The organism is Ideonella sp. FW305-24 (assembly GCF_058788035.1).
Genome location: NZ_JBYTAI010000006.1, coordinates 149,775 through 175,776, shown reverse-complemented (window position 1 = coordinate 175,776; position 26,002 = coordinate 149,775). Strand labels below are relative to the sequence as shown.

Annotated in this window: 21 protein-coding genes and 1 pseudogene; 12 read left to right on the top strand and 10 right to left on the bottom strand. The window is 66.1% G+C overall.

All coding sequences use genetic code 11. The features are described from left to right. The 3 genes from AC3WR5_RS17965 to AC3WR5_RS17955 all read left to right on the top strand — a co-directional run bounded on the left by AC3WR5_RS17965 (position 1) and on the right by AC3WR5_RS17955 (position 2,653). Positions 1 to 909 carry a DUF2145 domain-containing protein gene (locus AC3WR5_RS17965; RefSeq protein WP_492486022.1) on the top strand — a complete coding sequence of 303 codons (909 nt, stop codon included), beginning with the start codon at positions 1 to 3 and terminating at the stop codon, positions 907 to 909. A gap of 246 nt (positions 910 to 1,155) precedes the next feature. Then, positions 1,156 to 1,434 carry a helix-turn-helix domain-containing protein gene (locus AC3WR5_RS17960; RefSeq protein WP_141285237.1) on the top strand — a complete coding sequence of 93 codons (279 nt, stop codon included), beginning with the start codon at positions 1,156 to 1,158 and terminating at the stop codon, positions 1,432 to 1,434. Then, positions 1,424 to 2,653, top strand: coding sequence for a type II toxin-antitoxin system HipA family toxin (locus AC3WR5_RS17955; RefSeq protein WP_492486020.1), 1,230 nt, complete (start codon positions 1,424 to 1,426; stop codon positions 2,651 to 2,653). Before AC3WR5_RS17960 ends, AC3WR5_RS17955 begins: the two co-directional genes overlap by 11 nt. Before the next feature lie 6 nt (positions 2,654 to 2,659). Here AC3WR5_RS17955 and pepF read toward each other — a convergent pair whose 3' ends face one another. Continuing rightward, complete coding sequence (gene pepF, locus AC3WR5_RS17950) at positions 2,660 to 4,582, bottom strand: oligoendopeptidase F (protein WP_492486019.1); 1,923 nt, start codon at positions 4,580 to 4,582, stop codon at positions 2,660 to 2,662. A 394-nt stretch (positions 4,583 to 4,976) separates the two neighbouring features. Between pepF and AC3WR5_RS17945 the strand changes: the two genes are divergently transcribed. Further along, the gene (locus tag AC3WR5_RS17945) at positions 4,977 to 5,558 is read left to right on the top strand and encodes a rhodanese-like domain-containing protein (RefSeq protein WP_492486018.1); all 582 of its coding nucleotides are present in this window, start codon (positions 4,977 to 4,979) and stop codon (positions 5,556 to 5,558) included. Positions 5,559 to 5,683: 125 nt separating this feature from the next. On the opposite strand, the gene AC3WR5_RS17940 is transcribed toward AC3WR5_RS17945, so the two are convergent. The 4 genes from AC3WR5_RS17940 to AC3WR5_RS17925 all read right to left on the bottom strand — a co-directional run bounded on the left by AC3WR5_RS17940 (position 5,684) and on the right by AC3WR5_RS17925 (position 8,847). Next, the gene (locus AC3WR5_RS17940) at positions 5,684 to 6,373 is read right to left on the bottom strand and encodes a hypothetical protein (protein WP_492486017.1); all 690 of its coding nucleotides are present in this window, start codon (positions 6,371 to 6,373) and stop codon (positions 5,684 to 5,686) included. Between the two features lie 106 nt (positions 6,374 to 6,479). Continuing rightward, positions 6,480 to 7,793, bottom strand: a complete 1,314-nt coding sequence (locus tag AC3WR5_RS17935; protein WP_492486016.1) for a sensor histidine kinase — start codon at positions 7,791 to 7,793, stop codon at positions 6,480 to 6,482. Then, positions 7,790 to 8,455 carry a response regulator transcription factor gene (locus AC3WR5_RS17930; protein ID WP_492486015.1) on the bottom strand — a complete coding sequence of 222 codons (666 nt, stop codon included), beginning with the start codon at positions 8,453 to 8,455 and terminating at the stop codon, positions 7,790 to 7,792. The genes AC3WR5_RS17935 and AC3WR5_RS17930 overlap by 4 nt, the downstream gene beginning before the upstream one ends. Positions 8,456 to 8,583: 128 nt before the next feature. Beyond that, positions 8,584 to 8,847, bottom strand: coding sequence for a type II toxin-antitoxin system prevent-host-death family antitoxin (locus AC3WR5_RS17925; protein ID WP_492486014.1), 264 nt, complete (start codon positions 8,845 to 8,847; stop codon positions 8,584 to 8,586). A gap of 168 nt (positions 8,848 to 9,015) precedes the next feature. On the opposite strand from AC3WR5_RS17925, the gene hsdR reads away from it, so the two are divergent. The 3 genes from hsdR (at position 9,016) to AC3WR5_RS17910 (ending at position 14,584) form a co-directional block, all read left to right on the top strand. Further along, positions 9,016 to 11,412: an EcoAI/FtnUII family type I restriction enzme subunit R gene (hsdR, locus tag AC3WR5_RS17920; RefSeq protein WP_492486013.1), complete on the top strand. Its 2,397-nt coding sequence runs from the start codon at positions 9,016 to 9,018 to the stop codon at positions 11,410 to 11,412. A gap of 98 nt (positions 11,413 to 11,510) precedes the next feature. After that, positions 11,511 to 12,992, top strand: coding sequence for a type I restriction-modification system subunit M (locus AC3WR5_RS17915; RefSeq protein ID WP_492486012.1), 1,482 nt, complete (start codon positions 11,511 to 11,513; stop codon positions 12,990 to 12,992). Continuing rightward, positions 12,989 to 14,584, top strand: coding sequence for a restriction endonuclease subunit S (locus AC3WR5_RS17910; RefSeq protein WP_492486011.1), 1,596 nt, complete (start codon positions 12,989 to 12,991; stop codon positions 14,582 to 14,584). The genes AC3WR5_RS17915 and AC3WR5_RS17910 overlap by 4 nt, the downstream gene beginning before the upstream one ends. 178 nt (positions 14,585 to 14,762) lie before the next feature. Here AC3WR5_RS17910 and AC3WR5_RS17905 read toward each other — a convergent pair. The 5 genes and pseudogenes from AC3WR5_RS17905 to dnaA all read right to left on the bottom strand — a co-directional run bounded on the left by AC3WR5_RS17905 (position 14,763) and on the right by dnaA (position 21,141). After that, a pseudogene (locus AC3WR5_RS17905) lies at positions 14,763 to 15,089 on the bottom strand (HepT-like ribonuclease domain-containing protein). 13 nt (positions 15,090 to 15,102) lie between these two features. Continuing rightward, positions 15,103 to 15,420 (bottom strand): nucleotidyltransferase family protein, encoded by a 318-nt coding sequence (locus tag AC3WR5_RS17900; protein WP_492486010.1) that lies wholly within the window; start codon positions 15,418 to 15,420, stop codon positions 15,103 to 15,105. Between the two features lie 31 nt (positions 15,421 to 15,451). Beyond that, positions 15,452 to 17,941 carry a DNA topoisomerase (ATP-hydrolyzing) subunit B gene (gyrB, locus tag AC3WR5_RS17895; RefSeq protein WP_492486298.1) on the bottom strand — a complete coding sequence of 830 codons (2,490 nt, stop codon included), beginning with the start codon at positions 17,939 to 17,941 and terminating at the stop codon, positions 15,452 to 15,454. Between the two features lie 202 nt (positions 17,942 to 18,143). After that, a complete protein-coding gene (dnaN, locus tag AC3WR5_RS17890) occupies positions 18,144 to 19,259 on the bottom strand; it encodes a DNA polymerase III subunit beta (RefSeq protein WP_492486009.1) in 1,116 nt (371 codons plus the stop codon). 190 nt (positions 19,260 to 19,449) lie between these two features. Beyond that, positions 19,450 to 21,141 carry a chromosomal replication initiator protein DnaA gene (dnaA, locus tag AC3WR5_RS17885; protein ID WP_492486008.1) on the bottom strand — a complete coding sequence of 564 codons (1,692 nt, stop codon included), beginning with the start codon at positions 21,139 to 21,141 and terminating at the stop codon, positions 19,450 to 19,452. 419 nt (positions 21,142 to 21,560) lie between these two features. On the opposite strand from dnaA, the gene rpmH reads away from it, so the two are divergent. The 5 genes from rpmH (at position 21,561) to mnmE (ending at position 25,996) form a co-directional block, all read left to right on the top strand. Next, positions 21,561 to 21,698: a 50S ribosomal protein L34 gene (gene rpmH / locus AC3WR5_RS17880; protein WP_141292009.1), complete on the top strand. Its 138-nt coding sequence runs from the start codon at positions 21,561 to 21,563 to the stop codon at positions 21,696 to 21,698. A gap of 10 nt (positions 21,699 to 21,708) precedes the next feature. After that, positions 21,709 to 22,281 (top strand): ribonuclease P protein component, encoded by a 573-nt coding sequence (rnpA, locus tag AC3WR5_RS17875; RefSeq protein ID WP_492486007.1) that lies wholly within the window; start codon positions 21,709 to 21,711, stop codon positions 22,279 to 22,281. A gap of 104 nt (positions 22,282 to 22,385) precedes the next feature. Beyond that, positions 22,386 to 22,724: a membrane protein insertion efficiency factor YidD gene (gene yidD, locus AC3WR5_RS17870; protein WP_492486296.1), complete on the top strand. Its 339-nt coding sequence runs from the start codon at positions 22,386 to 22,388 to the stop codon at positions 22,722 to 22,724. Next, the gene (gene yidC / locus AC3WR5_RS17865) at positions 22,721 to 24,385 is read left to right on the top strand and encodes a membrane protein insertase YidC (protein ID WP_492486006.1); all 1,665 of its coding nucleotides are present in this window, start codon (positions 22,721 to 22,723) and stop codon (positions 24,383 to 24,385) included. Before yidD ends, yidC begins: the two co-directional genes overlap by 4 nt. A gap of 225 nt (positions 24,386 to 24,610) precedes the next feature. Further along, the gene (mnmE, locus tag AC3WR5_RS17860) at positions 24,611 to 25,996 is read left to right on the top strand and encodes a tRNA uridine-5-carboxymethylaminomethyl(34) synthesis GTPase MnmE (RefSeq protein ID WP_492486005.1); all 1,386 of its coding nucleotides are present in this window, start codon (positions 24,611 to 24,613) and stop codon (positions 25,994 to 25,996) included. Positions 25,997 to 26,002: the final 6 nt, after the last annotated feature.

Below are 26,002 nucleotides of genomic sequence, written 5' to 3'. Positions count from 1 at the left end.
TTGACGCGCGGTTCCTGGCGCGCACTGCCTGGCGCGTGCCTGATCCTGCTGGCGGGCACGGCCAGCGCCAGTTCGCTGCAGTTCTGCGACCTGCCGGCCGACCTGAACGGCGCGCAGCAGGACCGCATGTTCCGCTTCGCCGCGGTGGTGCGGCAGGTGTTGCAGCAGTCCGGCAGCAGCGCGGCCATCATCGCCCGCTCCGGCCAGAACCTGGAGCGCTTCGGCCAGCGCTATTCGCACACCGGCGTGGCGCTGGCCGACAGCGCCAACGGCCCGTGGTCCGTGCGCCAGCTGTACTACGCCTGCGACGAGAAGATGCCGCGCCTGTTCGACCAGGGCGTGGCCGGCTTCATCTCCGGCACCGACAAGCCCGATGAAGGCTATGTCTCGCTGCTGCTGCCCACGCCCGAACAGGCCGAAGTGCTTGCGCGCCTGGCGCTGAGCAACGCCGAGGCCTTGCGCCTGCTGGGCGCCGACTACAGCGCCAACGCCTTCCCCTTCAGCACCCGCTACCAGAACTGCAACCAGTGGGTGGCCGAGCTGCTGGCCGCCGCCTGGGGCCCGGTCGCACTGCAGCCCGAGCAGCCGCGCGAACGTGCCCAGGCCTGGCTGTCCGGCCACGGCTACACGCCCACGCTGATGGACGCCAGCGCGCCCTGGCTGGCGCTGGTCAAACCCTTCATTCCGTTTGTGCACGACGACGACCATCCGACCGAAGAAGCGGAGAGCCGCATCTACCGCGTCAGCATGCCGGCTTCCATCGAAGGCCTGGTGCGCGACAACGCGCCGCAGGTCCAGCGCGTGGAGCTGTGTCATGCCGGCACGCGCGTGGTGGTGCACCGCGGCTGGTCGCCGCTGGGCGCGGCCTGTGAACCCGGTGAGGGCGACGAGGTGCTGGCGCTGGACTAAGCCAGGACTTTGACGGGCTTGGGTTGCGCAGTCCCGACCGTGGTTCAAATAAATGGGGTCAGAGTCAATTTATCCAGGAGATGACGGCCGCGCCACCCAAGGGTCGTAAGGATAAATTGACTCTGACCCCATTTATTTGCGCTGCGACGGTTGCGGCGCAGGATTCGGGCGACGAGGCGCGGGATTGAGGAGTGCAGTGTCAGTCATGGCGTGCACACTCAGTCATTTCGTGCCAATATGCCAGCCATGACTGACACGATTCGCCTGCCGGACGAACTGGGCCGCCTGCTCAAGGCCCGGCGCGAGGCTGCCGGCCTGAGCAAGAAGGATCTGGCCCAACGCGCTGGCAAGGTGCGCGAGGTGATCTATCGGCTGGAAGACGGCGAGGACGTCACCGTGTCTTCGCTGCTGGCCGTGCTCTCTGCGCTGGGGCTGGCGTTGCGCGTCGAGAAGGTGGGCATGCCGTCGGCCCAGGAGGTGGCGGCGCGCTTCAACGACGACGAGGACAGCAGCGATGCTGCCTGAAAAGGTCCGGGAGCTGGCGGTGGCCATCAATGGCACGGCCGCTGGCCAATTGATCAAGCGCTCGGTCTACGAATACCGCTACCTGGACCCGCGGCCGGACCAACCCGTCGTGGCGCTGCTGATGCCCGCCAGCGAGCAAGCCACCTGGCAGGATGGCGACCTGTTCGCGGTGATGGACCAGAACCTGCCCGAGGGCGATCTGTTCATGCGGCTGCGGGCCTTGTTCCCGAAGCAGCCGATGACGCCGATGCATTTGCTGGCGCTGGTCGGTGCCAACGGCATTGGCCGCCTGGGTTTCACCTTGCCCGACGCCGAACCCGCGCCACCGGCGCCGGCCATGGACCGTGCCACGCTGCTGAAGACGGCTTACACGCCCGAGGTGTTCGACGAGCTGGTGCGCGCCTACCTCAGCACCGGCGCCGGCATTGCCGGCATGCAGCCCAAGATCATGGTGCCCGAGCGGCCCACGGTGCCGGTACCGTCCTTGATCGTCAAGGCGGCCAGTCCTGCCTACCCAGGCCTCGCTGCCAACGAATACCTGTGTCTCAAGGCCGCGCAGCGGGCGGGCATTGCCACCCCCACTTTCGAGCTGTCGGACGATGGCCAGATGCTGGTGCTGGACCGTTTCGACCTCGTGGCCCAGCCCGACGGGCGCATCGAGCGTCTGGGTTTCGAGGACATCGCCGCATTGGCCGGGCTGCGGGTGCGTGACGTGCTGTCGGACCGCAAGTACCAGGGCAGCTACCAGCGCGTGGCCGAGCTGCTGAAGCAGTTGCAGCTGCCACGCGATAGCTTGCACCGCTTCTTCGAGCAGGTCGCCTTCACGGTGATGGTGCGCAATGGCGACGGGCACCTGAAGAACTTCGGCGTGCTCTACCGCTCGACGCGAGAGGCCTGGCTGGCGCCGATGTTCGACGTGGTGACCACCGCCATCTACCGCTACACCCGCTACGAGGGCGGCCCCGAGCTGGAGGACCGCACGCTGGCACTGAAGCTGTTCGCAGGCCGGCACCGCGGCAAGGCCTATCCGACGACCGAAGAGCTGATCCAGTTCGGCCGCAAGGTCTGCGAGGTGAGCCAACCGGCGCAGGTGCTGCAGCGCATTGCTGCCGCAATGGCCGAGGTGCTGGCCGAAGCCCGCGGCGACACGCGGGTGCCGCCGGGGCTGCTGGGCGAGATGGCCGTCGCCTGGGAAGACGGCATGGCCTACGCGCGCTGACCCCGCTCAGCGCGGAATCTTCGCCGCTTCCACTTCCATCTGCGAGACCAGTGCGTCCAGCTGGTCCACCACGGCCTGCACCGTGGCGCGCTGGGTCAGGTCCACGCCGGCCTGCTTGAGTTCGGCCATCGGGTGGTCGCTGCCGCCCGCCTTGAGCATGTTCAGGTAGCGGGCGGTGGCGGCCTTCCTGGCTTCTTCGCTGCCGGTCGTCATGCCCTTGAACAGCTGGGCCGAGGAGGCGAAGCAGGTGGCGTACTGGTAGACGTAGTAGGGCGTGTGGAAGAAGTGCGGGATGCGGGCCCAGGTCCACTGGTAGAAGTCGTCCACCGTCACGGCGTCGCCGTAGTAGGTCTTCAGCAGGCCGGCGTAGAGCTTGTTCAGCACCTCGGTGGTGACCGGCTCGCCCTTCTCGACCAACTGGTGCGCCTGCAGCTCGAAGTCGGCGAACAGCACCTGGGTGTAGAAGGTGCCGATGATGCTGTCCACCGCGTGCTGCAGCAGCAGGAAGCGCTCCTTGGGGTCGGTGGTCTTCTTCAGCAGGGTTTCGAGCAGGAAGCGCTCGTTGGTGGTGGATGCCACCTCGGCGACGAAGATGGTGTATTCGGCGGTGCTGTAAGGCTGGGTCTCGTAGGCCAGCACGGTGTGCATCGCGTGGCCGCCCTCGTGGGCCAGCACGAAGGCCGCGTCCATGGTGTCGTTGTAGTTCAGCAGCTGGAACGGGCCCACGCCGTACACGCCGGCGCTGTAGGCACCGCTGCGCTTGCCGTCGTTTTCATAGACGTCGATGCGGCCACCGGTCATGAACTTCTTGTAGCGCTGCACATAGTCCTCGCCCAGCGGCGCGACCGACTCCAGCACCAGGCCCAGCGCCTTCTTGTATGGATAGCTCTCGCTGCTGGCGAACAGCGGGCGCGAGCTGTCGTACAGGTGGTATTCGCCCAGGCCCATCAGCTGCTTGCGCAGCCTGGCGTAGCGCTGCAGCGGCGCGGTGCCGGCGCGGGTGGTTGCCACCAGCGTCTCGACCACGCTGCGCGGCACGTTGTTGTCGCTCAGGGCAGCGTCCAGCGTGGTGGGGAACTTGCGCGCCTGGGCGTTGAACCAGTCGCGCTGCAGGATGCCGGCGTAGATCGCGGCATAGGTGTTGGCTTGGGCGCCATAGGTGCCCACGTGGGCCGCGGCGGCCTTGGCGCGGTCGGCCTGGTTGGCGTTTTTCGACAGCAGGCCCTGGTAGTTGCCCGGGCTCAGCAGCACGCTCTGGCCGTCGCTGGTGGTGATGGTCGGGAACTTGATGTCGGACGTGCTCAGCTCGTCATAGGCGTTCATGCTGGCGCGGCCGACTGGGCCGGCCAGCGAGAGCAGCTGCTCGCCCTTGGCGTCCAGCACATGCGCCTGCTTGCGGAAGCTGTCGGTGATGCCGAAGGCATAGGGCTTGAGCGCCGGCGTGGCGGCCAGCCAGGCCTTCACCTTGGCCTGTGGCAGCGTCAGCAGTTCCGGCTGGAACCAGGCCGAAGCCGCGTCGAACCTGGCGAACACCGCCAGCGCGCGCTGGAAGCGGCCGGCCACTTCCTGGTCCCGCCCGTCGGCATCCTTCTGCAACTGCGGGTAGGCGTACAGCTTGGTCTGCAGCTTGCCGATCTCGTCCATCGTCTGGTAGGCCTTGAGCAAGGCGGCCGGGCCCTTTTTCAGGCTGCCCTGCAGCTTGCCGAAGTCCGCCATCAAGGCTTCCATGCGCTGCATGTCGGCGTCCCATGCGGCCCAGTTGGCGTAGATGGCCGTGAAATCCCAGCGGTATTCGGCAGGAATCTCGCCACGCACCCGAGTGGCGGGCTTGTCGCCTTCGGCGGCGAGGCCGGGGAAGGCGGCGGCGGACAGGGCCAGGACGGCAGCGGTGGCGCACAGGGTGCGCAGCAGAGGGGGACGACGGGGCATGAAGTGGCGGCGTCCCTCGTGAGGACGCGCGGCTGGGAAATGAAGGCGGCAGTCTCGCCGGGCGCGGAGGCCGGCGTCAAGCAAGGGCCGCTGTGTCAGGCAGATGAGGTGAGCCGCCAAGGCGCTCCGGACTTGCCCCAGCTGTTGCGACCGGCCCACTGTCACACCGGGGCGCTCGCTCACCTTGGGCCCCGGGCGCTATCGTCGCTGCACATCTTGTTGGCGCCCAGCAGTATGGGCGGAGAGGCTCGTCGGGACCTCTTTCGGGCGGCGTTCACGCGAGGCCCGGCGACGCGGATGGCTCTCTCACCTGCGGCCAGGCGCCAAGGCGCTCGGCGCCGCGAACATCAACCAAGAGGATGCTTCGATCCGTCGGAGCGTGGGAAGAAAGCACATGAAGAAAGCGATCCTTTGCCTGGCCGCGGCCCTGTCCGTGGCCTCCGCCTTTGCGGGCGGCTACCAGCCGGTGGACGTCAGCAAGCTGCCCGAAGCCAAGCAGAGCAAGCTCGGCCTCTACCTCTCCGCGCCCGAGGCCTACAAGATGAAGACCGAGGGCGGCGCGCACGTGCTGTTCATCGACATCCGCACCAAGGGCGAGTTCCAGTTCCTCGGCACCCCGTTGGTCACCGACCAGAACATTCCCTACATGGAGCTGGACGACCCGGTCAGCTGGGACAAGAAGAACAACCGCTACGCGATGTCGCCCAACTCCGACTTCGTCAGCGCCGTGGCCGCGCTCGCCGCCCGCATGAACGACAGCAAGACCGACGCCGTCATCCTCATCTGCCGCTCCGGCGACCGCTCCTCCCGCGCCGCCAACCTGCTGCAGGAGGCGGGCTACACCAAGGTGTATTCGGTGGTGGACGGCTTTGAGGGCGACATGGGGCCGACTGGCCGGCGGGATGTGAACGGCTGGAAGAACGCGGATCTGCCGTGGTCGTACAAGGTCACCGAAGGGCAGGCGTACACGCGCTGAGCTGCCGGTAACTCCGGCCGGCCGCCCAGGGGGCCGTGGCGCAAGCGTTGCAGCGGCTCGAAGGCATGACGCAGTCGCAGAGGCACTGCGCGAACGCCTCGATGCGAGGCAGGCGCAGCTTGGGTTCAGAGCGCGCATTGGCCGTTGCCACCGTCACGAATGTAGTAGTCGGTGGACAGGCTGCCGTTGGCCGCAGAGATGACGTTAACGCCCGCTCTGAGGAAAACCGGCGTGTGGGGCCTCTGGGCGCTCAGCTGCGTCAGCGGGATGTTGTTGACCGACACGTTGAGCAGGTAGCCGCCGTTGTCGAACAAGTTCACGTACGGCTGCAGCTGGCCGGTGCCAGGATTCTGAGCACACCCTGGCGTCACGGTCGCGTACGACTTGCCGCTGGCGGCGTATTCGAGCGTGCCGTCAGCGCTGAAGGTGTTGTCCGAGGTGTCTGGCAGGCTGCACTGCCCCGGGGTCACCGCGAAGGCATACGTGTCCGCCAGCCTCTTGTTGAGTGCGACGACGACGGTGTTGTTGCCATCGGCGAGCCAGACGTCGGCAACGGGGTCGGTGGCCACCACCGTCTTGACCCGGGTCCCGTTGAGCGCCACGGTGGCGCTCGCGCTGGCTTTGGGGTTGTAAAGGCCGGCCTGCACCATCGGCACCGTCACGCCGGTGTCCGGGTGGGCGCTGCACTGGACCGCGCTGGAGGTGAATGTCTTGCCGCTCTTGCCGACTTGAATGGAGGCGGCGAAGGCCGATGTGGCCGTCCCGGCCGCGATGAACGCGGCCACGGCGGTGAGCAGGAGCTGTCTGGATTGCATGTGCGATGCCTCGTGTTGAATGCCCGGGCGTCCGCAGAAGGGGACGTCATGCCGCGTTTGTAGAGGGCAAGGCTAAGTTCAAGCTGAACGGGCGGCGCCGGCTTCGTCAACGGGGCAGCCGGACCTCCACCTCCAGCCCGCCCAGCGATGCCGAGGGGCGAAACAGCAGGCCGCCACCGGCCGCATCGGCAATGTCTCGCACGATGGCCAGGCCGATGCCGTGGCCCGGCCGGGTTTCGTCGGCGCGCAGGCCGCGTGCCCCCAGCGTGTCGAGCAGGTCCGGTGCGCAACCCGGGCCGTCGTCGGCAACGACGATGCGCAGCCCATCGCCTTCCTCGATCTCGATGCGCACCCGTGATGCGGCCCACTTGCAGGCGTTGTCCGCGAGGTTGCCGATCACCTCGAGCAGGTCCTCGCGATCGAAGGGCAGCACCCGCTCGGGGGCCTGCCAGCGGATGTCGAGCGTCTTGCCGTGGTGGATGCGCGCCAGCATCTGCACGAGGGCCGGCAGTTCGGCGCGGGCATCGAAGCCCGGGCCTGAGCGCCGGTCGCCGGCGATGCGTGCGCGCGTCAGCTCGCGCTCGATGCGTACGCGGATGGCCTCGATCTGCTCGTGCAGCGCCTGCCGCAGATCGGGGTGCGCATCGAACAGCGGATCCTCCGTCAGCCTCAGCAGCCCGGCCAGCGGCGTTTTCACGGCGTGCGAGAGGTTGCCGATGGCGGTGCGCGATTCGTGCAGGCGTCGCTCGACGAAGCCCATGAGCCGATCAATTTCCTCCAGCAGCGGCCGGATCTCCTCGGGCGCATCCGTGGTGTCAACCGGCGCGATGCCCTTCGGCAGCCGGAGGATGGCGTCGCGCGCCTGTTCCACGGAGTGCAGCGCGCGCCGGATCTCCAGGCGCTGGATGGCCGCCGATGCCAACAGGATGGCAACCGACGCGGCGAGGAACAGCAGGCGAAACGCCAGCAGCTGCGCCTGCAGCGCGCTGAGGTCCTCGCCCACGGCCATGTCGATCACCGCATCGCCCAGCTGCAGGCGGCGCACCAGCACCAGCAGCGGCTGCCCGAACGGCCCTTCCACACGCGTGACCGATTCGCTCGCGGCGGCCGGCAAGGCGAAGGGCCGCGCGTCGCCGAAGGACGGCGAAACGAGCGCCGTGCGTGCGGAGCGCAGCACGAAGTAGTGGCCGGAGCCCGGGCGCCCGTAGATCTGGCCGACCCGCGAGAAGTCCACGCTGACGCCCCGGTCCGGACGGACGGTGATCGCCGACGCCAGCGAATCGGCGTCGTGTTGCAGCCGGGTGGCCATTTCGCTCTCGTCGACATGGACGATCATCCGGTCGGCGATGAGCCACTGGCTGAGCAAACCAATGACCAGCACGATCACGACCCGGTGCAGCCGCCGGCGCAGCGAGGTCATGGCGTTCCGTCGAACACGTAGCCCTGGCCGCGCCGCGTGCGGATCAGGTCCTTGCCGATCTTGCGGCGCAGCCGGTTGATGTAGACCTCAATGACGTTGCTGTCGGGGTCCATGTCGCGCTCGTAGACGTGGTCGCCTAGCGTCGACTTGGACACCACCTGGCCGCTGTGGACCATCAGGTAGCGCAGCAACCGGAACTCCAGCGCCGTCAGCGGCTCGGTCCGCACGCCATCGACGATCGCCGCCTGGTGTTCCTGGTCGAGCTCCACGCCCTCCCGGCTCAGCCGAGGGGGATGCCCGGCACCGCCGCGCCTGAGCAGCGCCTGCAGGCGAGCAAGCAGCTCCTCGAGATGAAAAGGCTTGCCGAGGTAGTCGTCCGCCCCGGCCTTGAGTCCGGCCACGCGCTCGTGCCATTGGTCGCGCGCGGTCAGCACAATGACCGGCATGAGGTGCCCAGCGCTGCGCCAGCGCCGCAGCACCTCCAGCCCGGGCAGTCGTGGCAAGCCGAGATCGAGCACCACCGCGTCGTACGTCTCGCTGGCGCCGAGGAACTCGCCGTCCACGCCGTCAGCCGCGACGTCAACGGCGAAGCCGCTGCGCTCCAGATCGCGCTTGAGCGTGTCGCGCAGCAGCGCGTCATCCTCGACCACCAGCACGCGCACGGATCCTCCTTGCGCCAGCGCGCCAATTGCGGCACACCCGCTGGCGGCAGTGGACACCCTGCGGGGCAACCAGGGCTTGCTGGCGATCAAGCATTCATCATGAGCACTCCCAGGCATGCCGCTTCACATCAGGCCCGAGGAGTTCGAGAAGACGCGCGAGCGGCCGGTGCTACCTTGCCTGTCGCCACGTCCTGCTTGCCCAGGGCGAGGATATCCAGCCGCGCCAAGGTCTCCTGGGTCTCCTCGAACGGGGCGACATCCTGCAGCATGCCCGTGGCCTCACCGTTTTGCGTGATGACCAAGGGTTCTCGCTGCTCCGCCGGTCGCGCCAACACTTCGGCGGCATTGGCCTTGAGGTCGCCGATGGGCTTGGCTTGAGATGAGCAGCGCATGGCGGTGCTCCCTGAAATTCCGGCAGGACCAAATGGGGTCTTGATGGTTCTATTGCGAAATGGGTTGAGCGACACATTGCGCCATCGCGGCCTTCGCCTCACCAAAGGAACCGATGGGCCCTGCAACTGGATGTAAATGCATTCAGAATGCATCCAGGGGGACGAAGGGTGGACAAGAAATCGTTATCCGAACGGGACATCTGCACCAAGTTCATTGCGCCTGCCATTGCGCAGGCCGGGTGGGACATTCAGCGGCAGGTGCGTGAGGAGGTCACCTTCACCAAGGGCCGTGTCATCGTGCGTGGCAAGCTGCACACACGGGGCCAGGCCCGGCGGGCCGACTTCGTGCTGTACCACCAGGCCAACCTGCCCATCGCCGTCATCGAGGCCAAGGACAACACCCACGGCCCGGGCGAAGGCATGCAGCAGGCACTGGACTATGCCGAGTCACTGGACTTGCCCTTTGCGTTCACCAGCAACGGCGATGGCTTTGTTTTCCATGACCGAAGCGGCACGAGTTCACAGGTTGAAACCCACCTGACGCTGGACCAGTTCCCCAGCCCGGCAGAACTTTGGCAACGCTTTTGCGCCTGGCGCGGGCTGGACGCCACCTCGGCGCCCAAGGCCCAGGTGCCTTACTACGACGATGGCAGCGGCCGTGCGCCGCGCTACTACCAGGTCAACGCCATCAACCGCACGGTAGAAGCCGTGGCGCGCGGGCAGGACCGCGTGCTGCTGGTGATGGCCACCGGCACCGGCAAGACCTACACCGCATTCCAGATCATCTGGCGGCTTTGGAAGAGTCGGCAGGCCAAGCGCATCCTGTTCCTGGCCGACCGCAACATCCTGGTCGACCAGACCAAGAACAACGACTTCAAACCCTTTGGCGCGGCGATGACCAAGATCACCGGCCGCAAGATCGACACCAGCTACGAGATCTATCTTTCGCTTTACCAGGCCGTCACTGGCGCCGAGGAAGACAGGAACATCTACAAGCAGTTCTCGCCCGAGTTCTTCGACCTGATCGTGGTGGACGAATGCCACCGCGGCAGCGCGGCTGACGACTCGGCCTGGCGCGACATCCTGAGCTACTTCAGCAGCGCGACCCAGGTGGGCCTGACCGCCACGCCCAAGGAAACCAAGGACGTTTCCAGCACTTTCTACTTTGGCGAGCCGGTCTACACCTACAGCCTGCGCCAGGGCATTGAAGACGGCTTCCTGGCGCCGTACAAGGTGGTGCGCATCGATTTCGACCGTGACCTGCAAGGCTGGCGCCCGCCCAAGGGCATGCTGGACAAGCACGGCCAGCCCATCGAAGACCGCATCTACAACCTCAAGGACATGGACCGTGGGCTGGTGCTGGAGATGCGCACCCAGGCCGTGGCCGCCAAGGTGACCGAGTTCCTGAAGGCCAGCGATCCGTTCCAGAAGACCATCATCTTCTGCGACGACATCGACCACGCCGAGCGCATGCGCCAGGCGCTGGTGAACCTGAACCCCGAGCGGGTGCGCGAGAGCCGCAAGTACGTGATGCGCATCACCGGTGACGACCCCGAAGGCAAGGCCGAGCTGGACAACTTCATCGACCCCGAGAGCCGCTACCCCGTCATCGCCACCACCAGCAAGCTGATGACCACCGGCGTGGACGCGCAGACCTGCAAGCTCATCGTGCTGGACCAGCACATCCGGTCCATGACCGAGTTCAAGCAGATCATCGGCCGCGGCACCCGCATCAACGAGGACTTCGGCAAGTTCTGGTTCACGATCATGGACTTCAAGAAGGCCACCGAACTGTTTGCCGACCCCGCCTTTGATGGCGACCCGGTGCAGATCTACGAGCCCAAGGCAGACGAAACACCGGTGCCGACCGATGAGTTGACCGATGGCCCTGGCGGCGAAGGCGTGCCCGGCGGGCAGGGGGACGGCGGCGGCGGCGGTGATGGTGACGCGGGCGGTGACGGCGGCGGTGGTGGTGAAGGCCGCAAGCGCTACGTCATCGGCGGCGATGTGAACGTGCACATCGTGGCTGAGCGGGTGCAGTACTACGGTGCAGACGGCAAGCTCATCACCGAATCGCTGCGCGACTACACCCGCGGCTGCGTGAACAAGCAGTTCGCCACCATGGATGCCTTCCTGCGCCGCTGGAACAGCGCCGAGCAGAAGAGGGCGGTGATCGACGAGCTGGCCGCGCAAGGCGTGCTGTGGGAGGCACTGCAGGAAGAGGTGGAGGCCAAGCTTGGCAAGCCGCTGGACGCCTTCGACCTGATCTGCCACGTTGCCTTTGACCAGCCGCCGCTGTCCCGCCGCGAGCGCGCCGAGAACGTCAAGAAGCGCAACTACTTCGCCAAGTACCAGGGCGCCGCGCGCCAGGTGCTGGAAGCCCTGCTCGACAAATATGCCGACACCGGCATCGAGCCCATCGAAGACCTGAAAATCCTGCGTTTGCCGCCGTTCAGCCAGATGGGCGCGCCGATGGAGCTGGTGCAGGCCTTTGGCAGCAAGGCCGGCTACACGCAGGCCGTCGCCGAGCTGGAAGCGCAGCTGTACGAGCTGCGCAAAGCCTGAAGCGTTCCGCTGGTTAGCATGGCGCCGCCACGCTGCGGCGCGGCACGGGCATTGCCGCCCGCTTCTTGAAATCCGACCCCGATCCCCACCCCGATCCCATGTCCATCAGCAGTTCGATCAAATCCATCCAAGACATCATGCGCAAGGACGTGGGCGTCGACGGTGACGCCCAGCGCATTGGCCAGCTCGTCTGGATGCTGTTCCTGAAAATCCTGGATGACCGGGAGCAGGAATGGGAGCTGATGAGCGACAGCTACAGCTCGCCCTTGCCCGAGGCCTACCGCTGGCGCAACTGGGCGGCCAACCCTGAAGGCATGACCGGCGAGGAGCTGAAGAGCTTCATCGACAACGAGCTGTTCCCCGGTCTGCAGAACCTGACTGACCCGGTGAAAGGCCACAGCCAGACGCCGGTGGCCTATGTCGTGCGCAACGTCTTCGAGGACGCCTACAACTACATGAAGAGCGGGCAGCTGATCCGCCAGGTGCTCAACAAGATCCAGGAGGCGGTGGACTTCAACAAGGCCCAGGAGCGCCACGCCTTCGGCGACATGTACGAGCAGCTGCTGCGCGACCTGCAGACGGCCGGCAACGCTGGCGAGTTCTACACGCCACGGCCAGTCACCGAGTTCATGGTGCGCATGGTGGATCCGAAGCTGGGCGAGAAGGTGATGGACCCGGCCTGCGGCACCGGCGGCTTCCTCACCTGCACGATCGAGCACAAGCGCAGCCGCTACGTGAAGACGCCCGAGGACGAACGCGTGCTGCAGGCCAGCATCAGCGGCGTGGAGAAAAAGCCGCTGCCGCACTTGCTGGCCACCACCAACATGATCCTGCACGGCATCGAGGTGCCCAGCAACATCCGGCATGACAACACACTGGCCAAGCCGCTGATCAGCTGGGGCCCGAAGGACCGGGTGGACTGCATCGTCGCCAACCCGCCGTTTGGCGGCATGGAAGAAGACGGCATCGAAACCAACTTCCCGGCCACCTGGCGCACGCGCGAAACGGCGGATCTGTTCCTGGTGCTGATCATGCATTTGCTCAAGGACGGCGGGCGCGCGGCGGTGGTGCTGCCCGATGGTTTCCTGTTCGGCGAAGGCATCAAGAGCCGCATCAAGGAAAAGCTGCTGACCGAGTGCGACCTGCACACCATCGTGCGGCTGCCCAACGGCGTGTTCAACCCCTACACCGGCATCAAGACCAACCTGCTGTTCTTCACCAAGGGCAGGCCGACGAAGGACGTGTGGTTCTACGAACACCCCTACCCGCCTGGCGTGAAGAACTACAGCAAGACGCGGCCAATGCGCGTGGAAGAGTTCGCCGCCGAGGAAGCCTGGTGGGGCAGCGAGGCCGATGGCTTTGCCGCGCGGCAGGGCAATGAACTCGCCTGGAAAGTAAGCGCGGCCGACATCACCGCCCGCGGCTGGAACCTGGACATCAAGAACCCGCACCAGGGCGAGCAGGTGAACCACGACCCCGAAGTGCTGCTGGCGGAATATGCGCAGATGCAGGCGGAGATTGCCGGGCTGCGGGAGCAGTTGAAGGCGGTGCTGGCCGAGGCGCTGGAGCGGGGCGAATGACGGCGTTGCTGACAGAGAGCTTTGCACTGCTGGCCGATGCGCCATCGGGCATTGCGCGATTGCGCGGCCTGATCATCGAACTTGCCGTGGGTGGCCGACTGGTGCCGCAAGACCCTGAGGATGAGCCCGCATCACAGCTCGGGGCCCGACTGACCGCGGCTAAGGTGGAGACCACTGCCGGCGGCACGCGAAAGCAAAGAGCACTGGAACCAACAGTCGCGACAGACCCCCCGTTCGAAATCCCGTCGTCCTGGACATGGCAGGCGCTGGACGCGCTGCTGCACATCACCGGTGGCGTGACGCTAGGCCGTAAGCTGGGGGCACGCAAGTTGGTCGCCTTGCCCTATTTGCGAGTGGCGAATGTCCAGCGCGGGTTCCTGTCTCTGGAAGATGTCAAGCGCATTGAGATACCGGAAGACGAAGCACCGAAGTACGAGCTACAGGCAGGCGACCTGCTCATCACTGAAGGTGGTGACTGGGACAAGGTCGGGCGCACGGCGATCTGGAAGGGGCAGATCGCGCATTGCTTGCATCAGAATCACGTATTCCGCGCTCGGCCTTGCAGTTACGAATTCGAACCAAGATGGGCCGAGTTGTACCTGAACAGTGTCCCAGCTCGAACCTACTTCGCAGGTTCGTCCAAGCAAACCACGAACCTCGCGTCGATCAACATGACCCAGCTGAGGTCATGCGCGTTCCCCCTGCCGCCGCTCGCCGAACAACACCGCATCGTCGCCAAGGTCGATGAACTGATGGCCCTGTGCGACCGGCTGGAGGCGCGGCAGCAAGACGCCGAGGCCGCGCACGCTCGGCTGGTGCAGGTGCTGCTTGACAGTCTGACCCAGGCTCGGGATGCGGATGAGTTTCAGGCGTGTTGGCAGCGGTTGGCGGGGCAGTTTGATGCGGTGTTCACGTCGGACTTCAGTATCGAGAGCTTGAAGCAAGCGCTGCGCAGGTTGGGATTTCGTGGCGTGCTGACGCAGCAGCCGGCTGGCAACTGGAACAAGGTTCGTCTCGGCGACGCCGTGAAATTCCTGAATGGCTATGCCTTCAAGAGCGAGTGGTTTGTTCCTAGTGGCGTTCGGCTCGTGCGCAATGTGAACATTGGCCATGGATCCGTCGACTGGCAAGAATGTGCTTGCATTGAAGGGGATCGACTTGACGAGTTTGCGAACTTCACGCTGGCGGCTGGCGACGTGCTGCTGTCACTGGACCGTCCCATCATTTCAACGGGCCTCAAGGTTGCGGTAGTAAGGGAGCAAGACCTTCCTTGCCTGCTGTTGCAACGAGTTGCGAAGCTCGCGCCTATGCCCGATTTGGTTCGACCCGAGTACTTGCTGCATTGGCTGCGTTCACCGCTGTTTGTTGAGGTGATCGATCCTGGCCGTAGCAATGGCGTGCCGCACATCTCGACCAAACAGGTGGCTGGCATGACGTTGCCGTTGCCTAGCTTGGCGGATCAGGATCGCGTCGTTGCCAAATTGGACGAACTCCTCGCCCTCTGCGACCAGCTCAAAGCCCGCATCGCTGCCGCCCGCGCCAAGCATGCGCAGTTGGCCGAGGCGCTGGTGGCGCAGGCTGTGGCGGGCTGATCGTCTGACGAACCGATGCCCGCACAGCGCATCTACATCAGCGACACCAACATCTGGATCGACTTCGGTCATGCTGGATTGCTGGATGCGCTGTTTGCGCTGCCCTTCACCTTCGTCAGCACCGATTTCGTGGTCCATGCGCTGAGTCACCCCGTGCCGGCTGGCTTGAGTCTCGCTGCTACGGGTTTGCCGCCGGCCGCTGCATCGCCCGCAGCCGCACCGCCAAGGTTGGCAGATGGGCCGAAACCACATCCCAGACCAGCCGGTTGTCCACGGAGGCGTAGCCGTGGATCAAGACGTTGCGCGGGCCAATTGCTGCCAGAAGTTCGGGCAGTTGTTCAGCGGTGGCCGGTTCCAGCTCTCACAAGTGGTTCAAGGCCTCGCCGACGATTTCAAGCTGGCGCTCGACGGCGGAACGAAGCAATTCGTCCTGCATATAGCTTTCGAAGTCACGCCCGTTGGCGAAGCGCATGGCGCGTTCGGCCGCCTGGAGCGCATCCCACAAGTACGTGCGGGCGTCACTCGCCATACAGGGGCAGTCGCTCCGAATCGACCTGCTGGCGCAGGTAAGGATTGGCGATGGACTCGTTGGTGAGCAGGTCCACCGGTCGGGCGAACAGAATTTCCAGATCCTGTTTCAGACCGAAGAAGGACGCCGCATAGCCGCCGGGCGGAAAGTCGTCAGGCCACTCGACGAGGAAATCCAGGTCGCTGCGTTCGGGCTGGAAGTCCGCTCGCGTGGCAGAGCCGAACAGTTCCAGCTTGCGAGCGCGATGACGTTCGCAAAGCGCGGCGACTTCGCCGCGGCGTTCCTGGATGAAGCGTGGGATGCCCATGCCGGGATTCAAGCCGCAGCGGCGGCTGCCGTCAAGCGTCGATGTTCGCCGCCCTCAGCGCATTCGTCTCAATGAAATCCCGCCGCGGCTCGACTTCGTCGCCCATCAGCATCGTGAACACCTTGTCGGCTTCGATGGCGTCTTCGATCTGGACGCGCAGCAGGCGGCGGACGGTTGGGTCCATCGTGGTTTCCCAGAGCTGGCTGGGGTTCATTTCGCCCAGGCCCTTGTAGCGCTGGCGGCCAACGGCGCTTTCGGCTTGCGTCATCAGCCAGGCCATGGCCTGGCGGAAATCGCCGGCCTTGGTTTCCTTCTGGCGTTCGCCTTCGCCGCGCTTGACGAGCGCGTCTGCGGTGAGCAGGCCCTTGAAGGTGCGGCCTGCGGTGGCCAGGGCTTCGTAGTCGGCGCCGTGCACGAAGTCCGGGCTGATGATGCTGGACTTGATGTTGCCGTGGTGGCGGCGGCTGATGCGCAGCAGGTGCTTGTCGCTGCGTTCGTCGAAGACGGCTTCGACTTCGGCGTCGTGCAGCGCGGCCTTGAGCGCCATCGCGCTGGTCTCGGCGGCTTCGAGGTTGTCCAGGTCCAGTACCAGGCCGTCGGAGATGGCGCGCAGGGCTTCGACGTCCATCCAGGCGGACAGGCGGTTGATCACGTTGGTGGCGGTGACGTACTGGTTGGCCAGGTCGTTCAGCTGCTCGCCGTTGATAGCGGGCTGGCCGTTGGCGGGGTCGACCGCAGCGCCGTCCAGCGCGACCTTGAGCAGGTAGGCGTCCAGCTCGTGGGCGTCCTTCAGGTACTGCTCGTGCTTGCCTTGCTTGACCTTGTAGAGCGGCGGCTGGGCGATGTAGATGTGGCCGCGCTCGACCAGCTCGGGCATCTGGCGGTAGAAGAAGGTCAGCAGCAGCGTGCGGATGTGGGCGCCGTCCACGTCCGCGTCGGTCATGATGATGATGCGGTGGTAGCGCAGCTTGTCGGGGTTGAAGTCGTCCCCGCCCATGCCCTTGCCGATGCCGGTGCCGAGTGCGGTGATCAGCGTCAGGATTTCCTGGCTGGACAGCAGCTTCTCGTAGCGGGCCTTCTCGACGTTCAGGATCTTGCCGCGCAGCGGCAGGATGGCCTGGAACTTCCGGTCGCGGCCCTGCTTGGCGGAGCCGCCGGCGGAGTCGCCCTCGACGATGTAGATCTCGCACATCGCCGGGTCTTTTTCCTGGCAGTCGGCCAGCTTGCCGGGCAGGCCCATGCCGTCCAGCACGCCCTTGCGGCGGGTCATTTCGCGGGCCTTGCGGGCGGCTTCGCGGGCGCGCGCGGCGTCCACGATCTTGCCGCAGATGGTCTTGGCGTCGTTCGGGTTCTCGAGCAGCCAGTCGGTCAAGAGGCGGCTGACGATGTCTTCCACCGGCGCGCGCACTTCGCTGGAGACCAGCTTGTCCTTGGTCTGGCTGGAGAACTTGGGCTCGGGCACCTTGACCGAGACCACGCAGGCCAGGCCTTCGCGCATGTCGTCACCGCTGACTTCGACCTTGGCCTTCTTGGCCAGCTCGTTGTCGACGATGTACTTGTTCAGCACGCGCGTCATTGCGGCGCGCAGGCCGGTCAGGTGGGTGCCGCCGTCGCGCTGCGGGATGTTGTTGGTGAAGCAGAGCACGTTCTCGCTGAACGAGTCGTTCCACTGCATGGCCACTTCCACGCCGACGTTGGTGCCCTGGTCGCTGGTCTTGTCACCCACCGCGTGGAAGATGTTCGGATGCAGGGTCTTCTTGCCCTTGTTGACGAACTCGACGAAGCCCTTGACGCCGCCGGCGTAGGCGAAGTTGTCTTCCTTGTTGTTGCGCTCGTCGACCAGGCGGATCTTCACGCCGTTGTTCAGGAACGAGAGCTCGCGCAGGCGCTTGGCCAGGATCTCGTAGTGGAACTCGTTGTTCTGCTGGAAGATCTCGGTGTCCGGCAGAAAGTGCACCTCGGTGCCGCGCTTCTCGGTGTCGCCGGTGATGCGCATCGGGCTGGTCGCCATGCCATCGCGCATCTCGATCAGTGGATCCTGCGGCACGCCCTGCTTGAACTCGATGAAGTGCATCTTGCCGTCACGGCGCACGGTCAGGCGCAGCCACTTGGACAGGCCGTTGACGCAGGACACCCCAACGCCGTGCAGGCCGCCGGAGACCTTGTACGAGTTCTGGTTGAACTTGCCGCCGGCGTGCAGCTCGGTCAGCGCAATCTCGGCGGCCGAGCGCTTGGGCTCGTGCTTGTCGTCCATCTTGACGCCGGTCGGGATGCCGCGGCCGTTGTCGACCACGGAGATCGAGTTGTCGGTGTGGATGGTGACGACGATGTCGTCGCAGTAGCCGGCCAGCGCTTCGTCGATGGAGTTGTCCACCACCTCGAACACCAGGTGGTGCAGGCCGGTGCCGTCGGAGGTGTCGCCGATGTACATGCCGGGGCGCTTGCGCACGGCTTCCAGGCCTTCGAGGATCTGGATCGAATCGGAGCCATAGCCACCCGAATCCATCGCGCCGGTGGCCATGGCCTGGCCTTCGGCCGACGGCACGATGCCCTGCCTCACGCCGTCGTCGGCGGGCTTGTCCTGGGGGGCTTTTTTCGGGTCGCTCATGGCATTTTTCTCTACGCGGAGGGCTGCCAGGCTAGGTGCCTGCGACCCCCTCAGAAACAGGTTGCGGGCCGAAGGGCCCGCGGGTGTCGAATCGGTTCGGCGCCGTGCGGCGGCCTCAGATCCTCATCGGCATCACGACGTACTTGAAGCCTTCCTGCTCAGGCACGGTGATCAGTGCTGCGGAGCTGCCGTCATGCATCTCCAGCCGAACCATCTCCTGGCCCATGTTGGACAGCGCGTCCATCAGGTAGGTGACGTTGAAGCCGACCTCGATGGTCGGGCCGTCGTAGTCGATCTCCAGCTCTTCCTTGGCCTCTTCCTGCTCGGCATTGCTGGAGGCGATCTTCAGCGCACCGGGCTCGATGTTCAGGCGCACGCCCTTGAACTTCTCGCTGGTCAGGATGGCGGCGCGCTGCAGGCTGGACAACAGCGGCTGGCGACCCAGCGTGATGATGTTCTTGTGGTTCTTCGGGATCACGCGGTTGTAGTCCGGGTACTTGCCCTCGACCAGCTTGGTGACGAACTCCATGCCCGAGAACGAGAACTTGGCCTGGTTGCCGGCAAAGCGCATCTCGATCGAGGCGTCACTGTCCTTGTCGTCCTTCAGCAGGCGCATCAGCTCCAGCACCGTCTTGCGCGGCAGGATGACCTCCTGCTTGGGCAGGTCGACTTCCAGCTGCGCGGCGGCCAGCGCCAGGCGGCTGCCGTCGGTGGCCACCAGGGTCAAGGCCTTGCCTTCGGCAACGAACAGGATGCCGTTCAGGTAGTAGCGGATGTCATGCACCGCCATCGCGAAGTGCACCTGGTCGATCAGGCCCTTGAGCACCTTCTGCGGCACGCTGAAGGCCGGGCCGAAGTCGGCTGCCTCGTTGACCAGCGGGAAATCTTCGGCCGGCAGGCTTTGCAGCGTGAAGCGGCTTTTGCCGCCCTGCAGCGTGAGCTTGCTGCCGCTGGCGCTCAGCGAGACGATCTGGTCGCCGGGCATGGAGCGCAGGATGTCGATCAGCTTGCGCGCGCCGACGGTGGTGCTGAAATTGCCAGCGTCGCCGCCCAGCGTGGCCGTGGTGCGCACCTGGATCTCCAGGTCGCTGGTGGTCAGCTCGATCTGATCCCCGGTCTTGCGCACCAGCACGTTGGCCAGGATGGGCAAGGTGTGCCGCCGCTCGACGATGCCGGCCACCGCCTGCAATGCGCCCAGCAGTTGTTGTTGTGCGGCTTTCAGAACAATCATTGGATCCCCGTGTGAACGCGCTGACCGCGCATTTTCGCTTGTTTTTTCAACGATTTAGCCGGACAGCTACTGAGACGCTTCATAACACCGCCACACAGGCCCCATGAGGCCGGCGCCGGGCCGTCCCAAGGTGGCCGAGCCAGCCGCCCGGCGGGTGGGCTTGCGTGTTTCGCAAGACCGGGTGCCCCATTCATCCCTTGAGGGTTTGCTCCAGCACGTGCAGCTGCTGGTTCAATTCGGTGTTCTTCTGGCGTTCGCCGCCGATCTTGCGCACCGCGTGCAGCACGGTGGTGTGGTCGCGGCCGCCGAAGAGCTCGCCAATCTCGGGCAGGCTCTTCTGGGTCAGTTCCTTGGCCAGGTACATCGCGATCTGGCGCGGCCGGGCGATGCTGGCCGGGCGCTTCTTCGAGTACATGTCGGCGATCTTGATCTTGTAGAAGTCGGCAACCGTCTTCTGGATGTTCTCCACCGAGATCTGCCGGTTCTGGATCGACAGCAGGTCCTTCAGCGCCTCGCGCGCCAGGTGGATGGTGATGTCCTTGTGCGAGAACTTGGCATAGGCCAGCACCTTGCGCAGCGCGCCTTCGAGCTCGCGCACATTGGCCCGCACGTTCTTGGCAACGAAAAATGCCACGTCTTCCGGCATCGGCGCGCCTTCCTGGCGCGACTTGGCCAGCAGGATGGCCACGCGCATTTCCAGCTCCGGCGGCTCGATGGCCACGGTCAGCCCGGAGTCGAAGCGGCTGGTCAGGCGCTCGTCGATGTCCACCAGTCCCTTGGGATAGGTGTCGCTGGTCATGATGATGTGCGCGCGCTTGGCCAGCAGCGCCTCGAAGGCGTTGAAGAACTCCTCCTGGGTGCGCTCCTTGCCGGCGAAGAACTGCACATCGTCGATCAGCAGCAGGTCCAGCTGGTGGTACTTGGCCTTCAGGTCGTCGAAGGTCTTGCGCTGGTAGTTCTTCACCACGTCGGAGATGAACTGCTCGGCGTGCAGGTACAAAACGCGCGCATTCGGGTTGTCGCGCAGCAACGCGTTGCCCACCGAGTGCACCAGGTGGGTCTTGCCCAGGCCCACGCCACCGTAGATGAACAACGGGTTGTACATCGCGCCCGGCGCGCCGGCCACGTGCAGTGCGGCGGTCCGAGCCATCTGGTTGGCCCGGCCGGCGACCAGCGTGTCGAAAGTCAGCACCGGGTTCAGCCGGCTGCGGCTGGCGGCCGGCGGCGGCTGCAGCGTGCCAGGGCGCGGCGGCAGCGGTGCGGCGCCGCTGGTGTCGCCGGACATGCGCAGGGCGGCGGTGCTGCCATTGGTCAGGCCGGGCTGGCCTTGTTGCCCGACCTGCCCGGCCTGCATCTGCGCCTGCTGATCGGACTCCGCGTTGGCCTGGGCCTGGGCCAACGCAGCCTGGGCCAGGCGCACGGCGGCTGCGGCATCGCTGACGGCATGGCTGTGGAAGCTGTGGCTGGCACTGGCCGAGCTGCCTGAAGCGAAGGTGGCGCCTGTCGCAACCGAGGCCGCCACAGGCGCACCGCCGCCGCCAATCAGCGCGCGGTGCAACACCTCGGCGGCGCTGTGCGGTCGGCTGGGCAGTGGGCGGGGAATGGTGCCGGCGGGTGCGGCTTCGCGCGGCGCGAGCGAAAGCTCCAGCCGCACCGGCTTGCCGGCCAGCTCGCTCAGAACGCTCTCGATCCGGGCGCTGTATTGCGAGCGGATCCAGTCCAGCTTGAAGCGGTTCGGGACACGCAGCGAAGCCACAGCCCCCGCTTCGCCGGCATCGCTGATGTCGGCGGGCGGCAAAGGCCGGATCCAGGTGGAAAACTGTTGTTCGGGCAGTTCGATCGCGAGTCGGTCGCAACCGCGCTGCCAGAGGTCAATGCTCATGTGGACAAGTTCTTATCGAGCGGCTGGATTCTACGCATTCCCTGCCAGTCGCCAAGCGCGGTTATCCACAGTTTTTCGCGCCAGGTCAATCCCCGTCGATGCGCGGCCAGGGTGGTCGCGCTGGCGGGGCTTGGCGCCAGCCTGTTTGACGGCCGGCCCAGCTTTTGATTTAATGCTAGGTTTCCCGAACGACAGGACTGCGCTTGCAGGGCTGCTTGCTGGGTGGGGAGCGTGGGTGAGGAGCGGGGCTTTTTGGAGCGCCGATTTTCCACCGCGTCCACCGCGAGCCAGCTTGCATGAGCCGCTGAAAGTGTCGGGGGGTGTGTCTGATGTGTAGGCTTGTTGCCTGCAGCTCGGGCCACCCGGCAGCGCCAGACAGTCCGCCCCTCCGACCGCCTTCCAACCTAGGTAGAACACCCATGAAGCGCACTTATCAGCCTTCCAAGGTCCGCCGTGCCCGCACGCACGGTTTCCTCGTCCGCATGAAGACCCGTGGCGGTCGCGCCGTGGTCAACGCGCGCCGCGCCAAGGGCCGCAAGAAGCTGTCGCAGGTCTAAGCCGCGCGCCATGATCGGCCGCATCTTGCGCTCGGCCGATTTTCAGCGTGTGCTGGCTGCGCCGCAGCGTTCGCGAAGTGCTCACTTCGCCGTTCACTACGTCGCCAGCGGGCCTTCAACCGCGCGACGGCCGGCCGGAAAAGCTGCGCCGCTCGCTTGCGAACCGGTTGTCCCGCAGTTGTCACCAGAGTTATCCACAGGCGGGCCGCCCGAAAGCCAGTTGCTTGTGGATGAGTCCTCGCCAGCTGCGGCTGACCCGCTTCCCGAGGGCCATTGGCTGGGCTTGGTCGTGCCCAAGCGGCATGCCAAGCGGGCGGTGACACGCAACCTGATCAAGCGCCAGCTGCGCGCAGCCATGCTGCATCACATGGCCAGCCTGCCGGCCGGCCTGTGGGTGGTGCGTTTGCGCGCGCCGTTTGATCGGCACCAGTTCCTCAGCCCGGCTTCAGAGAACCTGCGCGAGTGCGCACACGACGAAATCGCCGTGTTGCTGACCCGCGCAGCGCGCTCGCCGCTGCCGGCCACGCCGCGCCCGCCTTCGCAGCCGGGCGCGCGGGGCCGTGGCCGCGCTGCGGCCGGCTGAGCGGCCCGCGCATGGCCAGCGGCGAACCCGGGCTTGTTTTGTCGCGACCGGACACCATCTGTGCGGCCGTGACCCAGCCTGTTGCCGATGCCGCACCGCCTTCGCTGTCCCCTGTTCGGGGCTGGCGGGCTTGGCCGCGCCGTGTGCTGGCCGGGCCCGTGCACGCCTATCGCTTGCTGCTGAGCCCCTGGCTGGGCAGCAGCTGCCGCTTCGAGCCGACCTGCTCGCGCTACGCGCTGGACGCGTTGGCGCAACACGGCGCCGCAGCCGGCAGCTACCTGACCGCCGCGCGCCTGTTGCGCTGCCATCCGGCCTGTGCCGGTGGCTGCGACCCGGTGCCCGTTGAGCGGCCGCGCCTGTTCCGCCATCTGTTCGCCGAGGCCAGCGGGCCTGGCGCCTATCCTTCTCCTGTCGCAAAGACATCTTCCGGGCCTTCCTCATGACCGATATGCGCCGAACCCTTTTGTGGGTGGTGTTCACGATGTCGCTCGTCCTGCTTTGGGACGGGTGGAACAAGCACAACGGCCATCCCACGCTGTTCGGCGCCCCGGTGGCCGAGTCCGGTGCGGCGGCCTCGGCTGCTGGCGCGGCGACTTCCGCTGCAGGCGTGCCTGCGGTGGCTGGCACGGCTGGCGTGCCCGGCACGACCAGCCCGGCCGCACCGGCGGTCAGCGAGCAGTTCACCGTCAAGACCGACGTGCTGAACGTGACGCTGGACACCCGCGGTGGCGACATCGTGCGGGTCGAGCTGCCGAAGTACAAGGACGATGCCGATCCGACCAAGCCGGTCGCGGTGCTGGACAGCGCCGGCCACCATTACCTGGCCCAGACCGGCGTGATCGGCCCGAACGGCGCGCAATTGCCGACGCACCTGACGCTGATGAGCGTGGCGCCGGGCGAGCGCACGCTGAAGGACGGGCAGGACAGCCTGTCGGTGCGCTTCGAGTCGCCTGATGTGGGCGGCCTGAAGCTGGTCAAGACCTACACCTTCCGCCGTGGCGAATACACGATGGGCGTGAAGCACGAGCTGGTCAATGTCGGCAGCACCCCGCTGCAGCCGCAGCTCTACCTGCAGCTGCAGCGCGACAGCGTGGCGCCCGCAGGTGGCTCGTCCTTCTACAGCACCTTCACCGGCCCGGCCGTCTACACCGCCGAGAAGAAGTTCCAGAAGATCGACTTCAAGTCGCTGGACAAGCACGAGGCTGGCGATTCGCCGCTGCACATCCAGCACGCTGACGACGGCTGGGTCGGCATGGTGCAGCATTATTTCGCCAGCGCCTGGCTGGTGAAGGACGGCAGCCCGCGTGACTTCCGCAGCGCCAAGCTGCCGAACGGCCTGTACACGGTGTCGATGCTGCAGCCGGTGGGCGAGCTGGCACCTGGCGCCACCAAGACCAGCGACGCCACGCTGTTTGTCGGCCCGCAGGAAGAAAACAAGCTCGAAGCGCTCGCGCCCGGCCTGGAACTGGTCAAGGACTATGGCTGGCTGACGGTGCTGTCCAAGCCGCTGTTCTGGGTGCTGGTCAACCTGCACAAGATGATCGGCAACTGGGGCTGGTCCATCATCGGCCTGGTGGTGCTGCTGAAGATCGCCTTCTTCTGGCTGAATGCCAAGGCCTATGCCTCGATGGCCAAGATGAAGGCCGTCAACCCGCGGATCCAGGAAATGCGCGAGCGCATGAAGGACAAGCCGCAGGAAATGCAGCAGGAGATGATGCGCATCTACCGCGAGGAGAAGATCAACCCGCTGGGCGGCTGCCTGCCGATCTTCATCCAGATGCCGTTCTTCATCGCGCTGTACTGGGTGCTGCTGTCGTCGGTGGAAATGCGCGGCGCGCCGTGGCTGGGCTGGATCCATGACTTGTCGGCCAAGGATCCGTTCTACATCCTGCCGCTGCTGATGACCGCGTCCAGCCTGCTGCAGGTGGCGCTGAACCCGGCGCCGGCCGATCCGATGCAGGCCAAGATGATGTGGATCATGCCGCTGGCCTTCAGCTTCATGTTCTTCTTCTTCCCGGCCGGACTGGTGCTGTACTGGGTGACGAACAACCTGCTGTCGATTGCCCAGCAGTACGTGATCAACAAGCGGCTGGGTGTCGCCTGACGGCCATTCCCTGAGCCCTTGCACGACGCCCCGGCGAGCCTCTGGCTGCCGGGGCGTCGTGGTTTTCACTGATCGAAATCCGCTTGCGGCGTGCCGATATGCCAGTTGCGGGGCGGGTTTGCGGCTTGCTGCAACCTGGGACCGACCGAGGCGCCGTTTGCGCGTCCCGGCCGGTCCCCTCCGCGCCAACCCTTGCCGCCTGCGGGCATCGCCGACAATCCGGCCATGTCATCGCTAGGCCGCCATCACGACCCCATCGTCGCCATTGCCACCGCGCCCGGCCGCGGCGCGGTGGGCATCGTGCGCGCGTCGGGCAAGCAGCTGCAGCCATTGGTTGACGCGCTGATCGGCGCGCCGCTGAAGCCACGCCAGGCGCATTACGGCCCGTTCCGGGACGCCACCGGCCAGCCCATCGATCACGGCCTGGCGCTGTTTTTCCCCGCGCCGAACAGCTACACCGGCGAAGCCGTGCTGGAGCTGCAGGCGCATGGCGGCCCGGTGGTGCTGCAACTGCTGCTGGCGCGCTGCCTGGAGGCCGGCGCCGGCATCGGCCTGCGCCTGGCCGAGCCGGGTGAATTCACCGAACGTGCCTTCCTGAACGACAAGCTGGATCTGGCGCAAGCCGAGGCCGTGGCCGACCTGATCGACGCCAGCACCGAGGCGGCGGCGCGCTCGGCCAGCCGCTCGCTGGGCGGCGCGTTTTCGGCCGAGGTCGAGCAGCTGGCCGAGCGCATCGTCAACCTGCGCATGCTGGTCGAGGCGACGCTGGACTTCCCGGAAGAAGAAATCGATTTCCTGGAGAAGGCCGACGCCCGCGGCAAGCTGGCCGCGATCCGCGCCGCGGTGGACGCCGTGACGGCCCGCGCGCGCCAGGGCGCGCTGCTGCGCGAAGGCCTGCGCGTGGTGCTGGCCGGTCAGCCCAACGTCGGAAAAAGCTCGCTGCTGAATGCGCTGGCCGGCGCCGAGCTGGCCATCGTGACGCCGATTGCCGGCACCACGCGCGACCGTGTCAGCGAGACCATCCAGATCGAAGGCGTGCCGCTGCACATCACCGACACGGCCGGCCTGCGGGACGACGCCGAAGCGGGCGACGAGGTCGAGCGCATCGGCATGGCGCGCAGCTGGGAATCCATCCACAGCGCGGACGCCATCGTTTTCCTGCACGACCTGACCCGGCTGGCCGATGCCGACTACCAGGCGGCCGACGCCCGCATCGCGCAACGCCTCGCGACGGCCGACCCGGCGCGCCTGCTGCAGGTGTTCAACAAGGCCGACACAGGCGTGGCAGCCGGCAGCGACGGCCGCCTGCTGATCTCTGCCCGCACCGGCGCCGGCCTGGAGGCGCTGCGCCAGGAGCTTCTGAAACGCGCCGGCTGGCAAGCCGCACCGGAAGGCGTGTTCATCGCCCGCAGCCGCCATGTGCAGGCACTCAGGCAGACGGCCGAGCACCTGGCCGGGGCGGCCGCGCATGCCAGCCAGGCCGATCAGGCCTTGGACCTGTTCGCCGAAGAGTTGCGGCTGGCCCACCTGGCGCTGCAAAGCATCACCGGCCGCTTCAGTGCAGACGATTTGCTAGGCGAGATCTTCAGCCGCTTCTGCATCGGCAAGTAGGCCAGA

Excerpts from the sequence above, each read along its gene's own strand:
- AC3WR5_RS17960 (WP_141285237.1), top strand. The coding sequence starts at position 1,156 with ATGACTGACACGATTCGCCTGCCGGACGAACTGGGCCGCCTGCTCAAG.
- AC3WR5_RS17955 (WP_492486020.1), top strand. The coding sequence starts at position 1,424 with ATGCTGCCTGAAAAGGTCCGGGAGCTGGCGGTGGCCATCAATGGCACG.
- pepF (WP_492486019.1), bottom strand. The coding sequence starts at position 4,582 with ATGCCCCGTCGTCCCCCTCTGCTGCGCACCCTGTGCGCCACCGCTGCC.
- AC3WR5_RS17945 (WP_492486018.1), top strand. The coding sequence starts at position 4,977 with ATGAAGAAAGCGATCCTTTGCCTGGCCGCGGCCCTGTCCGTGGCCTCC.
- AC3WR5_RS17940 (WP_492486017.1), bottom strand. The coding sequence starts at position 6,373 with ATGCAATCCAGACAGCTCCTGCTCACCGCCGTGGCCGCGTTCATCGCG.
- AC3WR5_RS17935 (WP_492486016.1), bottom strand. The coding sequence starts at position 7,793 with ATGACCTCGCTGCGCCGGCGGCTGCACCGGGTCGTGATCGTGCTGGTC.
- AC3WR5_RS17925 (WP_492486014.1), bottom strand. The coding sequence starts at position 8,847 with ATGCGCTGCTCATCTCAAGCCAAGCCCATCGGCGACCTCAAGGCCAAT.
- AC3WR5_RS17915 (WP_492486012.1), top strand. The coding sequence starts at position 11,511 with ATGTCCATCAGCAGTTCGATCAAATCCATCCAAGACATCATGCGCAAG.
- AC3WR5_RS17910 (WP_492486011.1), top strand. The coding sequence starts at position 12,989 with ATGACGGCGTTGCTGACAGAGAGCTTTGCACTGCTGGCCGATGCGCCA.
- AC3WR5_RS17900 (WP_492486010.1), bottom strand. The coding sequence starts at position 15,420 with ATGGGCATCCCACGCTTCATCCAGGAACGCCGCGGCGAAGTCGCCGCG.
- gyrB (WP_492486298.1), bottom strand. The coding sequence starts at position 17,941 with ATGGCCACCGGCGCGATGGATTCGGGTGGCTATGGCTCCGATTCGATC.
- dnaN (WP_492486009.1), bottom strand. The coding sequence starts at position 19,259 with ATGATTGTTCTGAAAGCCGCACAACAACAACTGCTGGGCGCATTGCAG.
- dnaA (WP_492486008.1), bottom strand. The coding sequence starts at position 21,141 with ATGAGCATTGACCTCTGGCAGCGCGGTTGCGACCGACTCGCGATCGAA.
- rpmH (WP_141292009.1), top strand. The coding sequence starts at position 21,561 with ATGAAGCGCACTTATCAGCCTTCCAAGGTCCGCCGTGCCCGCACGCAC.
- rnpA (WP_492486007.1), top strand. The coding sequence starts at position 21,709 with ATGATCGGCCGCATCTTGCGCTCGGCCGATTTTCAGCGTGTGCTGGCT.
- yidC (WP_492486006.1), top strand. The coding sequence starts at position 22,721 with ATGACCGATATGCGCCGAACCCTTTTGTGGGTGGTGTTCACGATGTCG.
- mnmE (WP_492486005.1), top strand. The coding sequence starts at position 24,611 with ATGTCATCGCTAGGCCGCCATCACGACCCCATCGTCGCCATTGCCACC.